Here is a 14762-nt window from a genome sequence, read left to right as displayed (position 1 = left end):
TCCGACGCACCGATCTGACGCACTGGTCCGACGCACTGGTCCGACGCGCCGATCCCGCGTCCGGCGTTCGTCCGGTAATCGGTTTGGCAGGAACGGGAGGAGGCGGGGATAGTCCCGGGGTGACACAACGCTCCGCCTCCCCCCACGGCACCCGCCGCCCCGAATGGGCCGGGCGCAACTACATGCTGCTCACCGCCGCCACCATCGTGACCAGCCTCGGCGCGAACGGCGCCCTGATCGCCACGACCTGGGCCGTCTTCGAGGCCGGCGGCGACGCCGGCGACGTGGGCCTGGTGGCGATGGCGCGCTTCCTGCCGCTCGTCCTGTTCCTGCTCATCGGCGGAGCCGTGGCCGACCGCATACCCCGGCACCGGGTGATGGTCGCCGCCAACACGGTCAACTTCGTCTCCCAGGCGGTCTTCGCGGTCCTCGTGCTCTCCGGCACCGCCGAGCTCTGGCAGATGATGGTGCTCACCGGACTCTGCGGCGCCGGGCAGGCGTTCTTCAACCCGGCCGCCGAGGGCATGCTCATGTCCACCGTCACCGGGGAACAGGCGAGCCGCGCCTTCGCCTTCTACCGGATGGCCATGCACGGGGCGGGTATCGGCGGCGCCGCGCTCGGCGGCGCGCTCGTCGCCTTCGTCGGCGCGGGCTGGGTGCTCGCCATCGACGCCGCCGCGTTCGCCGTGGCGGGCGCGCTGCGGGCCTTCCTCGACGTCAGCGGCATCCCGGAGCGCAAGCCCGGCGGCGGGCTCCTCTCCGACCTGCGCGAGGGGTGGCAGGAGTTCATCGGCCGCCCGTGGCTCTGGTCGATCGTCGCCCAGTTCTCGGTCGTCGTCGGTCTCATCGGCGCGGTCGAGTCGGTGTACGGGCCGCTGGTCGCCCGGGACGAACTCGGCGGCGCCCGGCCCTGGGGCATCGCACTCGCCGGATACGGCGTCGGCACCGTCGCCGGCGCGATCCTGATGACGCGGTGGAAGCCGCGCCGGATGCTCCTGGTCGGCACGCTCGGCGTGTTCCCGATCGCGCTGCCCTCGGCCGCGCTCGCCGTTCCGCTGCACCCGGTGGGGCTCACGGCGGTGATGTTCGTCAGCGGCGTGGCGATGGAGATCTTCGGCGTCACCTGGATGACGACGATGCACCAGGAGATCCCGGAGGAGAAGCTGTCCCGGGTCTCCGCCTACGACTGGTTCGGCTCGACCGCGCTGCTGCCGCTGTCGACCGCGCTCGCCGGTCCGGCCGAGGCGGCGTTCGGCCGGAAGGAGTCGCTGTGGGGAGCTGCGGTGCTGATGACCCTCGTCACCACGCTCGTCCTGCTCGTCCCGGACGTACGCAACATGACCCGCCGCCCGCACGGCGAACCGGCGGCGAAGGGGGACGGCCGTACGAGTGGGGTCGGCGGTACGAAGGGTGACGGGGGCACGCCGGGTGAGGGGGGCGCGGGCGTCGGCGCGCCGGTGGCCCCCGCGGGCGGACCGGTCGGAGCGGCGGGTGCGGTGCCCGCGCCCGGCGTGTCAGCCGATGCCGAAGGCGCCTTCCGGCGGAACGGGTGACCCCACGGCCTCGGCGTCGTTCACCGGGGCCGCGTCCCCGGTGAAGCGGGCCAGCGCCGTCCCGTGCTCCACCCGCGCGGGGAAGGCGTCCCCTGCGGCACGACGGCTGAGGCCCGCGATGTCCAGGGGCGCGCCGGAGGCGACGAGGACCGCGTTCCCGAACCGGCGGCCGCGCAGCACGGCCGGTTCGGCGACCAGCGCCAGCTCGGGGAAGACGACGGCGAAGGTGGCGAGCTGGCCGCGGAGGAAGCCGAACGGCGCCCCGTCGGCGAGGTTCGCCGCGTAGATCCCACCCGGACGCAGCACCCGCCGGACCTCGCGCGCGTACGCGAGGGAGGTGAGGTGCGCCGGGACGCGCGAGCCGCCGAAGACGTCGCCGACGATCAGATCGGCGGAGCCGGCGGGCGCCGCCTCCAGCCACGCGCGCGCGTCGCCCTTGTGCACGGTGACACCCGAGCCCTCGGGCAGCGGCAGATGCTCGGCGACCAGTGCGACGAGCCCGCCGTCCGCCTCGACGACGTCCTGGCGGGAACCGGGCCGGGTGACGGAGACGTACCGGGGCAGCGAGAGCCCCCCGCCGCCGAGGTGGAGCACCTCCAGCGGCGCGCCCGCGCCAGCGGCGCAGTCGAGGACGTGACCGAGCCTGCGGGCGTACTCGAACTCCAGGTGGTCCGGGGCGTCGAGGTCCACGTACGACTGCGGGGCACCGTCGACCGTGAGGAGCCAGGCCCGCTCCCGGTCCACGTCGGGCATGAGGCGCGCGGTGCCGTGGTCGACCGCGCGCAGGACGGGGATCTGCTCGTTCACCCCTTCATTGTGCAACCGCCCAGAGGCTGCTCGTGCCCTCGCAGGCGGCGCCCGGGAGGGCCGTCCCGGCGGGGTGACGTCGACGGCTGCGCGGGGTTCACAGGTGCTTGAGCGCTTCGCGGACGGAGAGCGGGGAGAAGAGGGAACGGTTGTCGGCTACGAACGCCCGCACCTCGCCGGGGGCGGTCTTGGCGTACTCGCGCAGGCTCCAGCCGATCGCCTTCCGCAGGAAGAAGTCGGTGTCCGCGGCGCGCCGCAGGCAGTACGCGAAGAGCCGGTCGGCGTCCGTGTCCCCCTTGAACCGCAGCTGGTGGAGGAGGGCGGTGCGGGCGATCCACAGGTCCTCGTCGTCGATCCAGGCGTCCATCTCCACGGCGAGCGCAGGATCGGCGGCGACGAGTCCGCCGACGACGTGGGCGGCGAGGTGGTCGACGGTGTCCCACCACGAGACCGTGGTCACGAGCCGGCGCGCGACCGGCAGGAAGCCGGACGAACACCGCTTCACGTGCCGGCGCAGATAGTCGACGGCGAAGTAGTGGTACTCCCGCTCGGGGAGCGCGAAGCAGCGCAGCGCGACGGCCGTGCAGTCGTCCTCCTCCGGGCGGGGCGTGCCGGCCAGGACGGTACGGGAGAGGGCGCGGCGCTCCGGTGTGCGGATGCCCAGGAAGGGCGCCACCCCCTTCATGTACGCCACCATCTCCTGCGCCCGGAAGGGGTTCCCTGCGGCCGGGTAGAGCGTGGTGAGCCGGCCCAGGACGAGGTCGGCGAGCTCGCTGTCCGGGAGCCGGCCGTCGGCGAGCGCGGGCTCGGGGACGGCGAGCGCGGGCTCGGGGGCGGCGGCGCGCGACGGCGGCGTGGGGCGGCCCGGAGCGGGTTCGGAGCCGGGCGCGGGACCGGAGGAGGCTTCGGGTCGCGGGGTGGCGGACATGGCGCACATTACGGCGATCATACGGAGGTGTCCGTTACTCTCCCGGGATGCTCGCTCCCGTGCCCCGGCCGACGGACCCGTTCGCCGTCCGCTGCTCCCGGGCCCTGCTCTCGCCCCGGTCGCGGCTCTCGCTGCTCGCGCTCGTCCTGCTGACCGCGGGCAGCCTCGTGCTGCTGTACGAGCCGCAGCGGCTGCTGTCCTCGGGGTGGCCGCAGACGGGCGGCGCGGGCGCGGTGCTGCTGTTCGCCCTGGCGTACGGGCTGTGCACGGCGGCGTTCGTGCCCCGGCCGGTGCTGAACCTGGCGGCGGGCGCGCTCTTCGGTACGGCCGCGGGTCTCACGGCGGCGGTCGCGGGGACGGTGCTGGGCGCGGGCATCGCGTTCACCCTGGGCCGGGTGCTGGGGCAGGACGCGCTCCGGCCGCTGGTGAAGGGGCGGTGGCTGCGGGCGGCGGACGGGCAGCTGAGCCGGCACGGCTTCCGCTCGATGCTGGCGATCCGGCTCTTCCCGGGTGTGCCGTTCGCCGCCGCCAACTACTGCGCGGCGGTCTCCCGGATGGGGTACGTGCCGTTCCTGCTGGCGACGGCGATCGGGACGGTGCCGAACACGGCGGCGTACGTGGTGGCCGGGGCGCAGGCGGGCGAGCCGGGGTCTCCGGCGTTCCTGATCTCGGCGGGGTTCATCGTGGTGTCGGGGCTGGCCGCCGCGGTGGTGGCCTGGCGGAAGCGGCACGCGCTGCGACGCCCTGCCGCTGAGCCCTCGGCCGCCTCTGCCGCCGAGGCCCCGGCCGCCCCTGCCGCCGAGCCCGCCACCGAGCGCCCGACCTCCGCCCCGGTGGCGGCCTCCGGTGCCTCGGCCGAGCGGGAGCCCGTACCGGCCCCGTAGCCGATCCCCCGCCTTCGCGCGGGCTCGACGGCTGTCGCACGGACGGGGCCCCGCCGCCGACACCGTCTGATCACGAACACGTCACCTTGGGGCTGTACAGTGCGCTCGACCTGATGACGCACTCGTACATACCGGGACGGCCCAAGCCCCATGAGTTGGTTCGAATCGTTCATCCTGGGACTCGTCCAGGGGCTGACGGAGTTCCTTCCCATCTCCTCCAGCGCGCACCTCCGGCTGACCGCCGCCTTCGCTGGCTGGGAGGACCCGGGCGCCGCCTTCACGGCGATCACACAGATCGGTACGGAGACCGCCGTCCTGATCTACTTCCGCAAGGACATCGGCAGGATCGTCACGGCATGGTTCCGTTCGCTGACGGACAAGTCGATGCGCTCCGACCACGACGCCCAGATGGGCTGGCTCGTGATCGTGGGCTCGATCCCGATCGGCGTCCTCGGCGTCACGCTCAAGGACCAGATCGAGGGCCCCTTCCGCGACCTGCGGCTCATCGCCACGACGCTCATCGTGATGGGCATCGTCCTCGGCATCGCCGACCGTCTCGCGGCCCGCGACGAGGCCGGCGGCCGGCACCGCGCGATCCGGGAGCGCAAGACGCTCAAGGACCTCAACGTCCGCGACGGCCTGATCTACGGCTTCTGCCAGGCGATGGCTCTCATCCCGGGCGTCTCGCGCTCCGGCGCGACGATCTCCGGCGGTCTGCTGATGGGGTACACCCGCGAGTCCGCCGCCCGGTACTCCTTCCTCCTGGCGATCCCCGCCGTGCTCGCCTCCGGCGTCTACGAGCTGAAGGACGCGGGCGAGGGCGGACACGTCTCCTGGGGTCCGACGATCTTCGCGACGATCGTCGCCTTCGGTGTGGGCTACGCGGTGATCGCCTGGTTCATGAAGTTCATCACCACGAAGTCCTTCATGCCGTTCGTGATCTACCGCATCGCACTGGGCATCCTGCTGTTCGTCCTGGTCGGCACGGACGTCCTGAGCCCGCACGCGGGCGAGTCCGGCCACTGACGCGCCGTCCCGGGAACGGGCCGGGGGCGCGCGCCTCTTGGCGGCGCGCGCCCGCTGCCCGACACTGAGGCGATGACGCAGCGCGTGGACCTCGCGAACGTGATGGACCGGCTCGCCGTGGAGGACCTGGTCACCGGCTACGCGGCGGCCGTGGACGACGCCGACTGGACCGCCTACCTGGCCCTCTTCACCCCCGACGGGCGCGCCGACTACACCGGCTCCGGCGGCATCGAGGGGCCCGCCGCCCGGGTGGCCGACTGGCTGGCGGAGACGATGACGCTCTTCCCGGTACGCCAGCACCTCATCGTCAACCGGCGGGTGACCTTCCACCGGCCCGGCGGCTACGCCGAGACCGGCGACGCGGCCGATGTCCGCGCCGACTACGTCAACCCGATGCGGATGACCTCCGGCGAGGACTTCGTGTGCGGAGGCCGGTACGCCTTCGCCGCCCGCCGCACCGCCGACGGCTGGCGGCTGCGCTCGGTCGTGGTCGAGGAGCGCTGGCGCCGGCTCCCCTGACCCGGAGTCCCGGCCGAGCCCTGCCCGGAGTCCCGGCCGAGCCCTGCCCGGAGTCCTGGTTGATCCCTGACCTGGGGTCCCTGGCCCGGCCCTGACCCCGGGGTCCTGGTCGAGCACTGGCCCCGGCCCTGGCCTCGCCCTGGCCCGCCCTGGCCGGCGCCGGTCAGACCCGGCCGCGTTTCGACCGGGCCCCGTCCGGGCGCGCGGCGCAGACTGGAGGCGACGGGCAGCGGGAGGCACCCATGCGGAACCCCTTCGGACGCGCGGAGCCGGACCCCCGGCCGCGCGCGGAGCCGGACTCCGGATCGCGTACGGAACCGGAACCAGGGCCGGAACCGGGGCCGCACGGTGGCCGGCGCGCGGCGGGGCTGCTGCGGTCGTTGCTCGCCGTCGTCCTCGGCGCGCTGCCGGCGCTCGCGTTCCCCGTGCCGGGGCTGTGGTGGTGGGCGTACGTCGCACTGGTGCCGTGGCTGCTGCTGGTGCGGACGGCGCCCGGCGCCCGGCGGGCCGCGCTGGACGGGTGGTGCGGGGGCATCGGGTTCCTGCTGGCCGTGCACCACTGGCTGCTGCCGAGCGTCCATGTGTTCCTGCTGGTGATGGCGGTGCTGCTGGGGCTGCTGTGGCTGCCGTGGGGGGTGCTCGTACGGGCGCTGCTCGGCGGGGTGCCGACCCCCGCGCGGGCCGCCGCGGCGCTGTGCGCGGTGCCGTCGGGGTGGCTGATGATCGAGCTGGTGCGGTCCTGGGAGGGGCTGGGCGGGCCGTGGGGGCTGCTCGGTGCGAGCCAGTGGGAGGTGCCCGCGGCGCTGCGGCTCGCGTCGGTGGGCGGGGTGTGGCTGGTGAGCCTGCTGGTGGTGGCGGTGAACACGGCGCTGGTGGTGCTGATCGCCGCGCCGGGGCTGCGGGCGGTCGGGGTGGCGGGGCTCGCCGCGTGCGCGCTGGTGGTGGGGACGGCGGCGTGGGGTGTCGGGGCGCCGCGCCCTTCCGGCTCGGTGCGGGTGGCGATGGTGCAGCCGGGGGTGCACGGCGGTACGGACGGCGCCGAGCGGCGGTTCGACCGGGCCGAGGAGCTGACGCGCGGCCTCGCCGGGCAGCGGCTCGACCTGGTGGTGTGGGGCGAGAGCGGGGTGGCCCGGGACCCGGCCGCCGATCCGGCGCTGACCGCGCGGCTGACCGCGCTGGCGCGGACGGTCGACGCGCCGCTTCTGGTGAACGTGGACGCGCGGCGCGCGGACCGCCCCGGGATCTACAAGAGCGCGCTGCTGTTCGCGCCGGACGGACCGACCGGTGACCGGTACGACAAGATGCGGCTGGTGCCGTTCGGCGAGTACGTTCCGGCGCGCGGCCTGTTCGGCTGGGCGACCTCCGTCGGCAAGGCGGCGGAGGAGGACCGGCGCCGGGGCACGGCGCCGGTGGTGATGCAGTTGCCCGACGGCCGGTTGCCCGACGGCGAGCGCCCCCTGACGGTGGGCCCGCTGGTCTGTTTCGAGTCCGCGTTCCCCGACATGAGCCGCCGCCTGGTCCGGGACGGGGCCGATGTGATCGCGGTGCAGTCCGCGACCAGCACCTTCCAGCAGAGTTGGGCACCCGCACAACATGCGTCGCTGGCCGCGCTCCGTGCGGCGGAGACGGGCCGCCCGGTGGTGCACGCGACGCTGACCGGGGTCAGCGCCGCGTACGGTCCCGACGGCCGGCGCGTGGGGCCGTCCGTCGGCACGGACGCGAGCACCGCCGTCGTACGGGAGCTGCCCCTGTCGGAGTCGACGACCGGCTACGCCCGCTGGGGCGACTGGCCGGTGTACGGGGCGTTCGTGGTGATCGGCGCCGTGTGCGCGGCGGCGGGCGCCGGGGCGTTCAGGCGGACCGGAGCAGGGCGTCCCGGACGACGCGCTCGCACAGCTCGTGGGTGAGCAGGGCGTCGCGGGCGCTGAGCACCTGTCCGTCGCGGACGGCGTCGAGGAAGGCGAGCACGGACTGCTCGATGCCGCGCTGCCGGGCGACCGGGACCCAGTCGCCGCGGCGGCGGACGGTGGGCTGGCCCTTGTGGTCGACGACCTCGGAGAGGTTGAGGACCTGGCGCTTGGTGTCCTGGCCGGAGACCTCCAGGACCTCCTCGGTGGAGCCGTTCATCCGGTTCATCATGCCGATGGCGGTGAAGCCGTCGCCGGAGAGCTGGAGCACCACGTGGTGCATCAGGCCGTCGACGACCCGGGCGCGGACGTCGATGTGGTCGGCCTCGCCGGGGAGCAGGAAGCGGAGGGTGTCGACGACGTGGATGAAGTCGTCGAGGACCATCGTGCGCGGGTCCTCCGGGAGCCCGATCCGGTTCTTCTGCAGCAGGATCAGGTCGCGCGGGTGGTCGAGGCACTGGGCGTAGCCGGGGGCGAGGCGCCGGTTGAAGCCGACCGCGAGGGAGACGGACCGCTTCTCGGCGAGTTCGACGATCCGCTCGGAGTCGGCGTAGTCGTAGGCGAGCGGCTTGTCGACGTAGGTGGGGACGCCGGCGTCGAGGAGGCGGGTGGCGATCTCGGCGTGGGCGGCGGTGGAGGCGTGCACGAAGGCCGCGTCGAGTCCTGCGGAGAGCAGCGAGTCGAGGTCCCGGTGGCGTCGCGTGGCCGGCAGGTGGAGGGTGTCGGCGACGCGGTCCAGGGTGGCGGGGGTGCGGGTCTGGAGGTGGAGTTCGACCCCGGGGAGGGTGGCGAGGACGGGCAGGTACGCCTTCTGGGCGATGTCGCCGAGTCCGATGCAGCCGATCTTCACGGGGTCTCTCCCTCTGCGGTGGTCCGACGGCCCGGGGCACGGGGGCCGTTCGCGCCGGTCAGCTTACGCGGGACGGCTCCGGGGCGACCGGCGGGTGCCAGTCGGCGATGCCGTCGAAGCCGCGGAGCACGAAGCCGGGGCCGAAGCGCGAGACGGTTCGGACGAGGGTGTCGCGCAGGAGGACGGCGGGGCGGGCGCGGACGAGGGTGAGGGCGCCGGTGCGGGCCGCCTTGCGGACGAGGGCGGTGGCGCGGGGCAGCCGGTCGGCGGTGTACGCGGCGAGGGCGGGTCCCGGGTCGAAGGCGGCGGGGGTGCGGGCGTGGTGGGCGAGGACGACGGCGTCCTCGACGGCCTGGTTCCCGCCCTGCCCGAGCGTGGGCATCATCGCGTGCGCCGCGTCGCCGAGGAGCGCGGTGCGGCCCTGGTGGTAGGCGGGCAGGGGGTCGGTGAGGTGGTGGACGTCGTGCCGCAGGATCCGGTCGGGGTCGGCGGCGGCGAGGAGTTCGGGCACCGGGTGGTGCCAGTCGCCGAAGAGCCGCAGGAGTTCGGCCCGCTCGTCGTCGGGGGCGTGGGCGCCGGCGGGCGCGGCGGCCATGGCGTACGCGTAGATCCGGCCGTCCTTGAGGGGCTGGGTGCCCCAGAGGCGTCCCGCGCCCCAGGTCTCGTGCGGGGCGAAGGGCCGCTCGGGGGCGGGGACGACGAGCCGCCAGGTGGTGCAGCCGGAGTAGCGGGGGCCGGGGTGGGCGGGGAAGAGGGCGGCGCGGGCGGCTGAGCGGATGCCGTCGGCGGCGACGACGAGTTCGGACTCGGTCACGCCGTCGGGGGTGGTGACGCGGGCGGGCGTACGGGCGTCGCCGGGGTGGTCGAGCGCCGCGGGCGCGGCGGTGCGGACCGTGCCGGCGGGGAGGGCTCCGGCCAGGAGTTCGACGAGGGTGGCGCGGTGGAGGAGGACGAGGGGGTCGCCGAAGCGGGCGGCCGCGGCGCGGGCGTCGGTGCGGGCGAGCCAGCGCCCGTCCGGGGAACGCATCCCGCCGTCGCCCTGCCACGCGGCGAGCGCGCGGACGCGGTCGCCGAGGCCGATCACGTCGAGGGCGCGGAGGGCGTTGGGGGCGAGGCCGATGCCGGCGCCGACGGGGGCGAGGTCGGCGGCGCGTTCGAGGACGGTGACGTTCCAGCCGCGCCGGTGGAGGGCGACGGCGGCGGTGAGCCCGCCGATGCCCGCTCCCAGGACGACGGCGCGGTGCTGTGTCATGACTGCTCCCTCGGTTCGGACGGGGCGGACGCGCCGGGCCCGGTGGTGGCCGACGCGGTGCCGGCTGTCCACGGTGGCGCTGCCCCGGCACGGGCGGTGGTTGGCCCGGCGGCCCGGTGTGCGGGCAGCCGCCACCAGAGGCACTACAGCTGTAGTCCGCCTGACATGACGACCGTACTACAGGTGTAGTCGCGGGGCGATGGGTAGGTTGTCCCCCATGACCGCGCGCACCCCCGCCCAGGCCGGCCCCGCCCCGCAGAACCGCGCCGAGCGGATCGGCGACGCGGCGCTCGACCTGCTGGTGGAGCGGGGGATGCGCGGGCTGACCCACCGCGCGGTGGACGAGCGGGCCGGGCTGCCGCAGGGCTCGACCTCGAACCACGCCCGCACCCGCCAGGCCCTCCTGGAGACCGCCGTACGGCGGCAGGCCGAACGCGAGGCCCAGGTGCTGACACCGGACGAGCTGCCACCGCCGGGCGCCGGACCCGAGGTGCTCGCGGACGCCCTCGCGCTCGCCCTGCACCGCTATCTGACGGACCACCGGGCGCTGCTCGTCTCCCGCTACGAGCTGGCCCTGGAGGCGACCCGCCGTCCCGAGCTGCGCGGCTTCTTCGACCGGACCGGCTCGGCCTTCCACGATCCGGTCACCGCGATGATGCGCGGCGCCGGCTCGCCCGCCCCGGAGCGCCACGCGCTCTCCGTCATCGCCTGGTGCGAGGGGCTGATGTTCTCCTGCGCGGCGGGCTCCTTCCACGCGGCCGTCCCCAGCCGGACGGAACTGCGGACCGGATTCGACGAGTTGCTGCGCGGAATGCTCACCGGGGCGTCATGACGAAACACCGGCAGGGAACCCGGCGGTCCGCCACCATGCTGCACATGACCACCGATCGCACCGAAACGCCCGAGCGCGTCTGGCCCGATCCCACCGCGGGCGAGCGGCAGGCCCTGGAGCAGTGGCTCGAATTCCATCGCGCGACCCTCGCGATGAAGTGCGCGGGGCTCACCGACGAACAGCTCCGCACCGTCTCCGTCCCGCCCTCCGAGCTCAGCCTGCTCGGTCTGGTCCGCCACATGGCCGAGGTCGAGCGCGGCTGGTTCCGGAAGATCCTCGGCGGCGAGGAGATCGGCTGGCTGTACGCCGACGCGGAGGACTACGACCGGGACATCCGCTTCACCGGCCGCGACACCTACGAGGAGGCGTACGCCGTCTGGCAGGCGGAGATCGCCCACGCCCGCTCGCTCGCCGCCGACCGAGCCCTCGACGACCTGGGGGCGGCCGCCCACCGGCGCAGCGGCGACTTCGTCAACCTGCGCTTCGTCTACCTCCACATGATCGAGGAGTACGCGCGGCACAACGGCCACGCCGACCTCATCCGCGAGCGCATCGACGGCGCCACCGGCGCCTGACACCGGGAGCGCGGCCCGCCCCGGTCAAGGTGGACGACGGCGCGCTCACCCGTGCGGGGCATTCCCCGCCGGTAGGGGTTCGAAGATCGGCGCGGGGCCACCAGAGTGGCGCGGGTGCATGAAACCCGAACCTCCGCGCGCCTCCTGGCCGGGGTGGCTGTCGCCGCCGCGCTGACCGGGTGCGTGGCCGTCGACGGGCCGTCTCCGGCGCCCTCGCCCGCCCGCGCTCCCGTCTCCGACCCGGTCCGCCCCGTCCAGGACGTGGAGCCGCAGATCGCCCTCCAGGGGCCGGCCAGGGAAGCGCTCGAAGCGGCCCTCCCGTCCCCGGCGGCGACCCCGGCCGCGCCGCGCGGCGAGACCCGCCGTGCCACCGGTCGCGCGGCCCCGTCCCGTACCCCCTCACCCGAACCGGCCTCCCCCGCCGTCCGGCGCGCCGCACCGCTGCCCGAGGTCCGGATCCCGGCTTCCCCGGCTTCCCCGGCCGCTCTGGTAGCGCCCGGGGCGGGGGAGGCGGCGCGGCTCGCCGATCGGCTGCCGCAGGCTCCGCCGGTCCCCCGGGCGGACGTGTGCGAGCTGGGCGAACGGTACGGCGGCTGGGACCCGGCGAGTGTGCAGGCCGGGCTCTGCCGGGATGTGTACGGACGCTGAGGCGCACCGCCGTCACCCTTCGCGGAGCCGCCGGTCGAGCCGTTCGATCGCCGCCCGGACGCCCATGCCGTACCGGTCGTCGTCGAGTGCCTCGGAGGCGGCGCGGGCCCGGTCGAGATGGGCCCGTGCCGCGTCCGGCCGCCGCAGCTTGGCGTAGTCGGCGGCGAGGTTGAGGTGCAGCGAGGGATAGAGGGCCCGGAGGGCGGCGGCCGAGTCGTGCGCGGCGAGCCGCCCGTCCTCCAGGCCCTCGGCGGCGCTCAGGGCGCGCAGGTCCCAGGCCAGCTCGGTGTCGGGATCGTCCTGGGCGTCGGCCAGGTAGTGGGCGAGGGTGCAGCGGTGCAGCGGGTCCCCCTCGGGGTCGAGCTGCTGCCACAGCACGCCGAGGCGGTTGCGGGCCTCCTCCCGGTCGCCGCCGTGCAGCAGCATCCTGGCCTGCCCGATCCTGGTCAGGACCGCCTCGTCCGACGTCCGCTGCTGCTCGGTCACCGCGGCCTCCCGGCACTCACACTGCGTGGAGGTCCGACGCTAACCGGCCGGGGGCCCGATCCCGCCGAGGCTCAGCCGAGGTCGGGGATGCGCCAGTCGATCGGCTCGTGGCCCTGGGCCGCCACGGCCTGGTCGATCTGGGTGAACGGCTGCGAGCCGAAGAACTTCTTCGCCGACAGCGGCGACGGGTGGGCGCCCTTCACCACGATGTGCCGCTCCTCGTCGATGAGGGGCAGCTTCTTCTGGGCGTAGTTCCCCCAGAGGACGAAGACGGCCGGGTCCGGCCGGGAGGCGACGGCCGTGATGACGGCGTCGGTGAACTTCTCCCAGCCCTTGCCCTTGTGCGAGTTCGCCTCGCCGGCGCGGACGGTGAGGACCGCGTTCAGCAGGAGGACTCCCTGCTCGGCCCACGGCATCAGGTAGCCGTTGTCCGGCACGGGGTGGCCCAGCTCGGCCTGCATCTCCTTGTAGATGTTCCGCAGCGACGGCGGGGTCTTCACGCCGGGGCGGACGGAGAAGCAGAGGCCGTGGCCCTGGCCCTCGCCGTGGTACGGGTCCTGACCGAGGATCAGGACCTTGACCTTGTCGTAGGGGGTGGCGGACAGGGCCGCGAAGACCTCGTCCTTCGGCGGGTAGACCGGTCCGGCGGCCCGCTCCTGCTCGACGAACTCGGCCAGCTGCGCGAAGTACGGCTTGTCCAGCTCCTCGCCGAGGACGCCCCGCCAGGACTCGGGCAGCATGTTGATGTCGGTCACGGTCCACAACCTCCGGTGGTTCGGCAGTTCCGTCACGGAACCTACCGGGACCCACTGACAGTGGGTCCCGGCGGCCTCCGGTACGGGTGCCTACCAGCTGGCCCGGCGGTGCAGCTCCCACAGCTGCATGACGGTCTGCGGGTCGAGCGCGCGCTCGCCGCCGCCGATGTCGTCACGGGCCGCGATGTACAGCTTGCCCTGCCACAGCGGCAGCAGCCGGACGTCCTCGACCATGATCGACTGAGCCTCGACGAACTCGTCCGAGACGGCCCCGCGATCGCTCTCGCGGCGGGACTTGGGCAGCAGCTCGTCGGTGATCCGCGGGCTCAGGTAGGGGGTGCCGAGGACGTTCTTCTTGCCCAGGAAGGGGGCGATGAAGTTGTCCGGGTCCGGGAAGTCCGGGAACCAGCCGCGACCGAAGACGGGGTACTCGCCCTGCTGGTAGGCGGCCTGGTACTCGGTCCACGGCTTGCCCTGGATGGTGACCTTGAAGAGGCCGGACTCCTCCAGCTGGCGCTTGAGCTCGGCGAACTCGGCGGCCGTGGAGGAGCCGTACCGGTCGGTGGTGTACCAGAAGCTCAGCTCGACCTTCTCGGTGATCCCGGCCTTCTCCAGGATCTTCTTGGCCTTCTTCTTGTCCGGGTGGCCGTAGGTGTCGAAGAACTTGGTGGTGTGAGCGGCGATGCCCTTGGGCACCATCGAGTAGAGCGGCTCGGCGGTGCCGCGGTAGACCTTGCTGACCAGTTCGTCGCGGTTGACGAGCTGGGCGATGGCGCGGCGGACGGCCGGGTCGGCGACGGACTCGTCCTCGGTGTTGAACACCAGGTAGCGGATGTCGGCCCCGGTGGACTCGACGAGCTGGAGGCCCTTGTTCGCCTCGGTGTCCTCCTCCAGCGAGGTGACCTCCTCGGCGGTCAGACCGCGGTAGGTCGCGTCGATCTCCCCGGCGCGCAGCGCCTTGACCATCGCGTCCGAGTGGTCGAAGTACTTGATGGTCACGCCGCCGTTCTTGCGGTCGGCGAAGCCCTTGTACGACGGGTTCCGGGTCAGCTCGGCCTGCTTGCGCACCTCGTAGCCGTCGAGGACGTACGGGCCGGAGCCGGCGATCTTGCCGTCCTTCTTGCGGAGCGCGTCGGCCGGGTACTCGGCCGGGTCCACGATCGACATCGCCGGGGTGGCGAGGACGAAGGGGAAGGTGGCGTCGGCCTTGTTCAGCTTGAAGACGATCGTGCGCTCGCCGACGGTCTCGACGGAGTCGAGCGAGCCGAGCATGCCGTTGGGGCCGCCCTCGGCGTCGATCGTGCGGATGCGTTCGATCGAGTGGCGCACGGCCGCGGCGTCGAGCTTGTGGCCGTTGGAGAACTTGAGCCCCTCGACCAGCGTGCACTCGAAGACCCTGCTGGACGTGTCGGTGAATTTGCATTCGGCCGCGTCCGGCTTCGGCGTGGTGCTTCCCGTCGGGAAACTCAGGAGAGTCTGGTAGACGTTCCTGAAAAGCTCCCAGGAATTGTCCCAGGAAGCGGCGGGGTCGAGTGTCGTCGGGGAACTCGTCGTCCCGATCGTGATCCTCTGGTCCCCGGCGGACTCGGTATCCGAGAAAACACCGCATCCGGATACCAGGGATATGGACGCAAGGGCTGCAGCGGCCTGCAGACTCGTCCGGTTGAACACGTGCACGCTCCTCGTTCAGCCTGGGGTCGGCCGACGATACCGCAGTACCCCGTCAGGTCAATGGGCGAG

At 73.8% G+C, this 14762-nt stretch carries 15 protein-coding genes; 8 read left to right on the top strand and 7 right to left on the bottom strand.

The window, feature by feature from the left end:
- The first annotated feature begins 119 nt into the window (after window positions 1-119).
- Window positions 120-1553: an MFS transporter gene (locus tag ACFYT9_RS19660; protein ID WP_389165468.1), complete on the top strand. Its 1434-nt coding sequence runs from the start codon at window positions 120-122 to the stop codon at window positions 1551-1553.
- Here the strand turns inward: ACFYT9_RS19660 and ACFYT9_RS19655 are convergent.
- Both ACFYT9_RS19655 and ACFYT9_RS19650 read right to left on the bottom strand, forming a co-directional pair.
- Entirely contained in the window at window positions 1515-2360 is an 846-nt protein-coding gene (locus tag ACFYT9_RS19655) for a spermidine synthase (RefSeq protein WP_389165466.1), read from the bottom strand. The two genes, ACFYT9_RS19660 and ACFYT9_RS19655, sit on opposite strands and share 39 nt — an antisense overlap.
- A 97-nt stretch (window positions 2361-2457) precedes the next feature.
- Window positions 2458-3297, bottom strand: coding sequence for a DNA alkylation repair protein (locus ACFYT9_RS19650; protein WP_389165463.1), 840 nt, complete (start codon window positions 3295-3297; stop codon window positions 2458-2460).
- A 38-nt stretch (window positions 3298-3335) separates the two neighbouring features.
- On the opposite strand from ACFYT9_RS19650, the gene ACFYT9_RS19645 reads away from it, so the two are divergent.
- From ACFYT9_RS19645 to lnt, 4 genes are all read left to right on the top strand, one after another.
- Window positions 3336-4172, top strand: coding sequence for a TVP38/TMEM64 family protein (locus ACFYT9_RS19645; RefSeq protein WP_389165460.1), 837 nt, complete (start codon window positions 3336-3338; stop codon window positions 4170-4172).
- 150 nt (window positions 4173-4322) lie between these two features.
- Complete coding sequence (locus tag ACFYT9_RS19640; RefSeq protein WP_387278582.1) at window positions 4323-5198, top strand: undecaprenyl-diphosphate phosphatase; 876 nt, start codon at window positions 4323-4325, stop codon at window positions 5196-5198.
- A 72-nt stretch (window positions 5199-5270) separates the two neighbouring features.
- Window positions 5271-5717, top strand: a complete 447-nt coding sequence (locus ACFYT9_RS19635; protein WP_387278580.1) for a nuclear transport factor 2 family protein — start codon at window positions 5271-5273, stop codon at window positions 5715-5717.
- Between the two features lie 242 nt (window positions 5718-5959).
- Window positions 5960-7624: an apolipoprotein N-acyltransferase gene (gene lnt / locus ACFYT9_RS19630; protein WP_389165458.1), complete on the top strand. Its 1665-nt coding sequence runs from the start codon at window positions 5960-5962 to the stop codon at window positions 7622-7624.
- On the opposite strand, the gene ACFYT9_RS19625 is transcribed toward lnt, so the two are convergent.
- Both ACFYT9_RS19625 and ACFYT9_RS19620 read right to left on the bottom strand, forming a co-directional pair.
- Window positions 7569-8474: a Gfo/Idh/MocA family protein gene (locus ACFYT9_RS19625; RefSeq protein WP_389165457.1), complete on the bottom strand. Its 906-nt coding sequence runs from the start codon at window positions 8472-8474 to the stop codon at window positions 7569-7571. The genes lnt and ACFYT9_RS19625 overlap by 56 nt on opposite strands.
- 58 nt (window positions 8475-8532) lie before the next feature.
- Window positions 8533-9726, bottom strand: coding sequence for an FAD-dependent monooxygenase (locus ACFYT9_RS19620; protein ID WP_389165454.1), 1194 nt, complete (start codon window positions 9724-9726; stop codon window positions 8533-8535).
- A 217-nt stretch (window positions 9727-9943) separates the two neighbouring features.
- Here ACFYT9_RS19620 and ACFYT9_RS19615 point away from each other — a divergent pair, with 217 nt between their 5' ends.
- The 3 genes from ACFYT9_RS19615 (at window position 9944) to ACFYT9_RS19605 (ending at window position 11781) form a co-directional block, all read left to right on the top strand.
- Window positions 9944-10558: a TetR/AcrR family transcriptional regulator gene (locus tag ACFYT9_RS19615; protein WP_387278572.1), complete on the top strand. Its 615-nt coding sequence runs from the start codon at window positions 9944-9946 to the stop codon at window positions 10556-10558.
- Between the two features lie 44 nt (window positions 10559-10602).
- Window positions 10603-11133, top strand: coding sequence for a DinB family protein (locus ACFYT9_RS19610; RefSeq protein WP_376597350.1), 531 nt, complete (start codon window positions 10603-10605; stop codon window positions 11131-11133).
- Window positions 11134-11247: 114 nt separating this feature from the next.
- Window positions 11248-11781, top strand: coding sequence for a hypothetical protein (locus tag ACFYT9_RS19605; protein WP_389165451.1), 534 nt, complete (start codon window positions 11248-11250; stop codon window positions 11779-11781).
- A 12-nt stretch (window positions 11782-11793) separates the two neighbouring features.
- On the opposite strand, the gene ACFYT9_RS19600 is transcribed toward ACFYT9_RS19605, so the two are convergent.
- The 3 genes from ACFYT9_RS19600 to ACFYT9_RS19590 form a co-directional block, all read right to left on the bottom strand.
- Entirely contained in the window at window positions 11794-12267 is a 474-nt protein-coding gene (locus ACFYT9_RS19600) for a hypothetical protein (protein ID WP_389165449.1), read from the bottom strand.
- A gap of 71 nt (window positions 12268-12338) precedes the next feature.
- Window positions 12339-13022 carry a uracil-DNA glycosylase gene (gene ung / locus ACFYT9_RS19595; RefSeq protein WP_376597345.1) on the bottom strand — a complete coding sequence of 228 codons (684 nt, stop codon included), beginning with the start codon at window positions 13020-13022 and terminating at the stop codon, window positions 12339-12341.
- Between the two features lie 90 nt (window positions 13023-13112).
- The gene (locus tag ACFYT9_RS19590; protein WP_387278567.1) at window positions 13113-14693 is read right to left on the bottom strand and encodes an ABC transporter substrate-binding protein; all 1581 of its coding nucleotides are present in this window, start codon (window positions 14691-14693) and stop codon (window positions 13113-13115) included.
- Between the last annotated feature and the right edge of the window lie 69 nt (window positions 14694-14762).

It is taken from the genome of Streptomyces sp. NPDC004435, from assembly GCF_042873895.1.
GTDB lineage: Bacteria > Actinomycetota > Actinomycetes > Streptomycetales > Streptomycetaceae > Streptomyces.
The sequence above is the reverse complement of the archived record's forward strand: the minus strand, read 5'-3'. Positions and strand labels throughout refer to the sequence as shown.

Excerpts from the sequence above, each read along its gene's own strand:
- lnt (WP_389165458.1), top strand. The coding sequence starts at position 5,960 with ATGCGGAACCCCTTCGGACGCGCGGAGCCGGACCCCCGGCCGCGCGCG.
- ACFYT9_RS19615 (WP_387278572.1), top strand. The coding sequence starts at position 9,944 with ATGACCGCGCGCACCCCCGCCCAGGCCGGCCCCGCCCCGCAGAACCGC.
- ACFYT9_RS19620 (WP_389165454.1), bottom strand. The coding sequence starts at position 9,726 with ATGACACAGCACCGCGCCGTCGTCCTGGGAGCGGGCATCGGCGGGCTC.
- ACFYT9_RS19635 (WP_387278580.1), top strand. The coding sequence starts at position 5,271 with ATGACGCAGCGCGTGGACCTCGCGAACGTGATGGACCGGCTCGCCGTG.
- ACFYT9_RS19640 (WP_387278582.1), top strand. The coding sequence starts at position 4,323 with ATGAGTTGGTTCGAATCGTTCATCCTGGGACTCGTCCAGGGGCTGACG.
- ACFYT9_RS19650 (WP_389165463.1), bottom strand. The coding sequence starts at position 3,297 with ATGTGCGCCATGTCCGCCACCCCGCGACCCGAAGCCTCCTCCGGTCCC.
- ACFYT9_RS19645 (WP_389165460.1), top strand. The coding sequence starts at position 3,336 with ATGCTCGCTCCCGTGCCCCGGCCGACGGACCCGTTCGCCGTCCGCTGC.
- ACFYT9_RS19610 (WP_376597350.1), top strand. The coding sequence starts at position 10,603 with ATGACCACCGATCGCACCGAAACGCCCGAGCGCGTCTGGCCCGATCCC.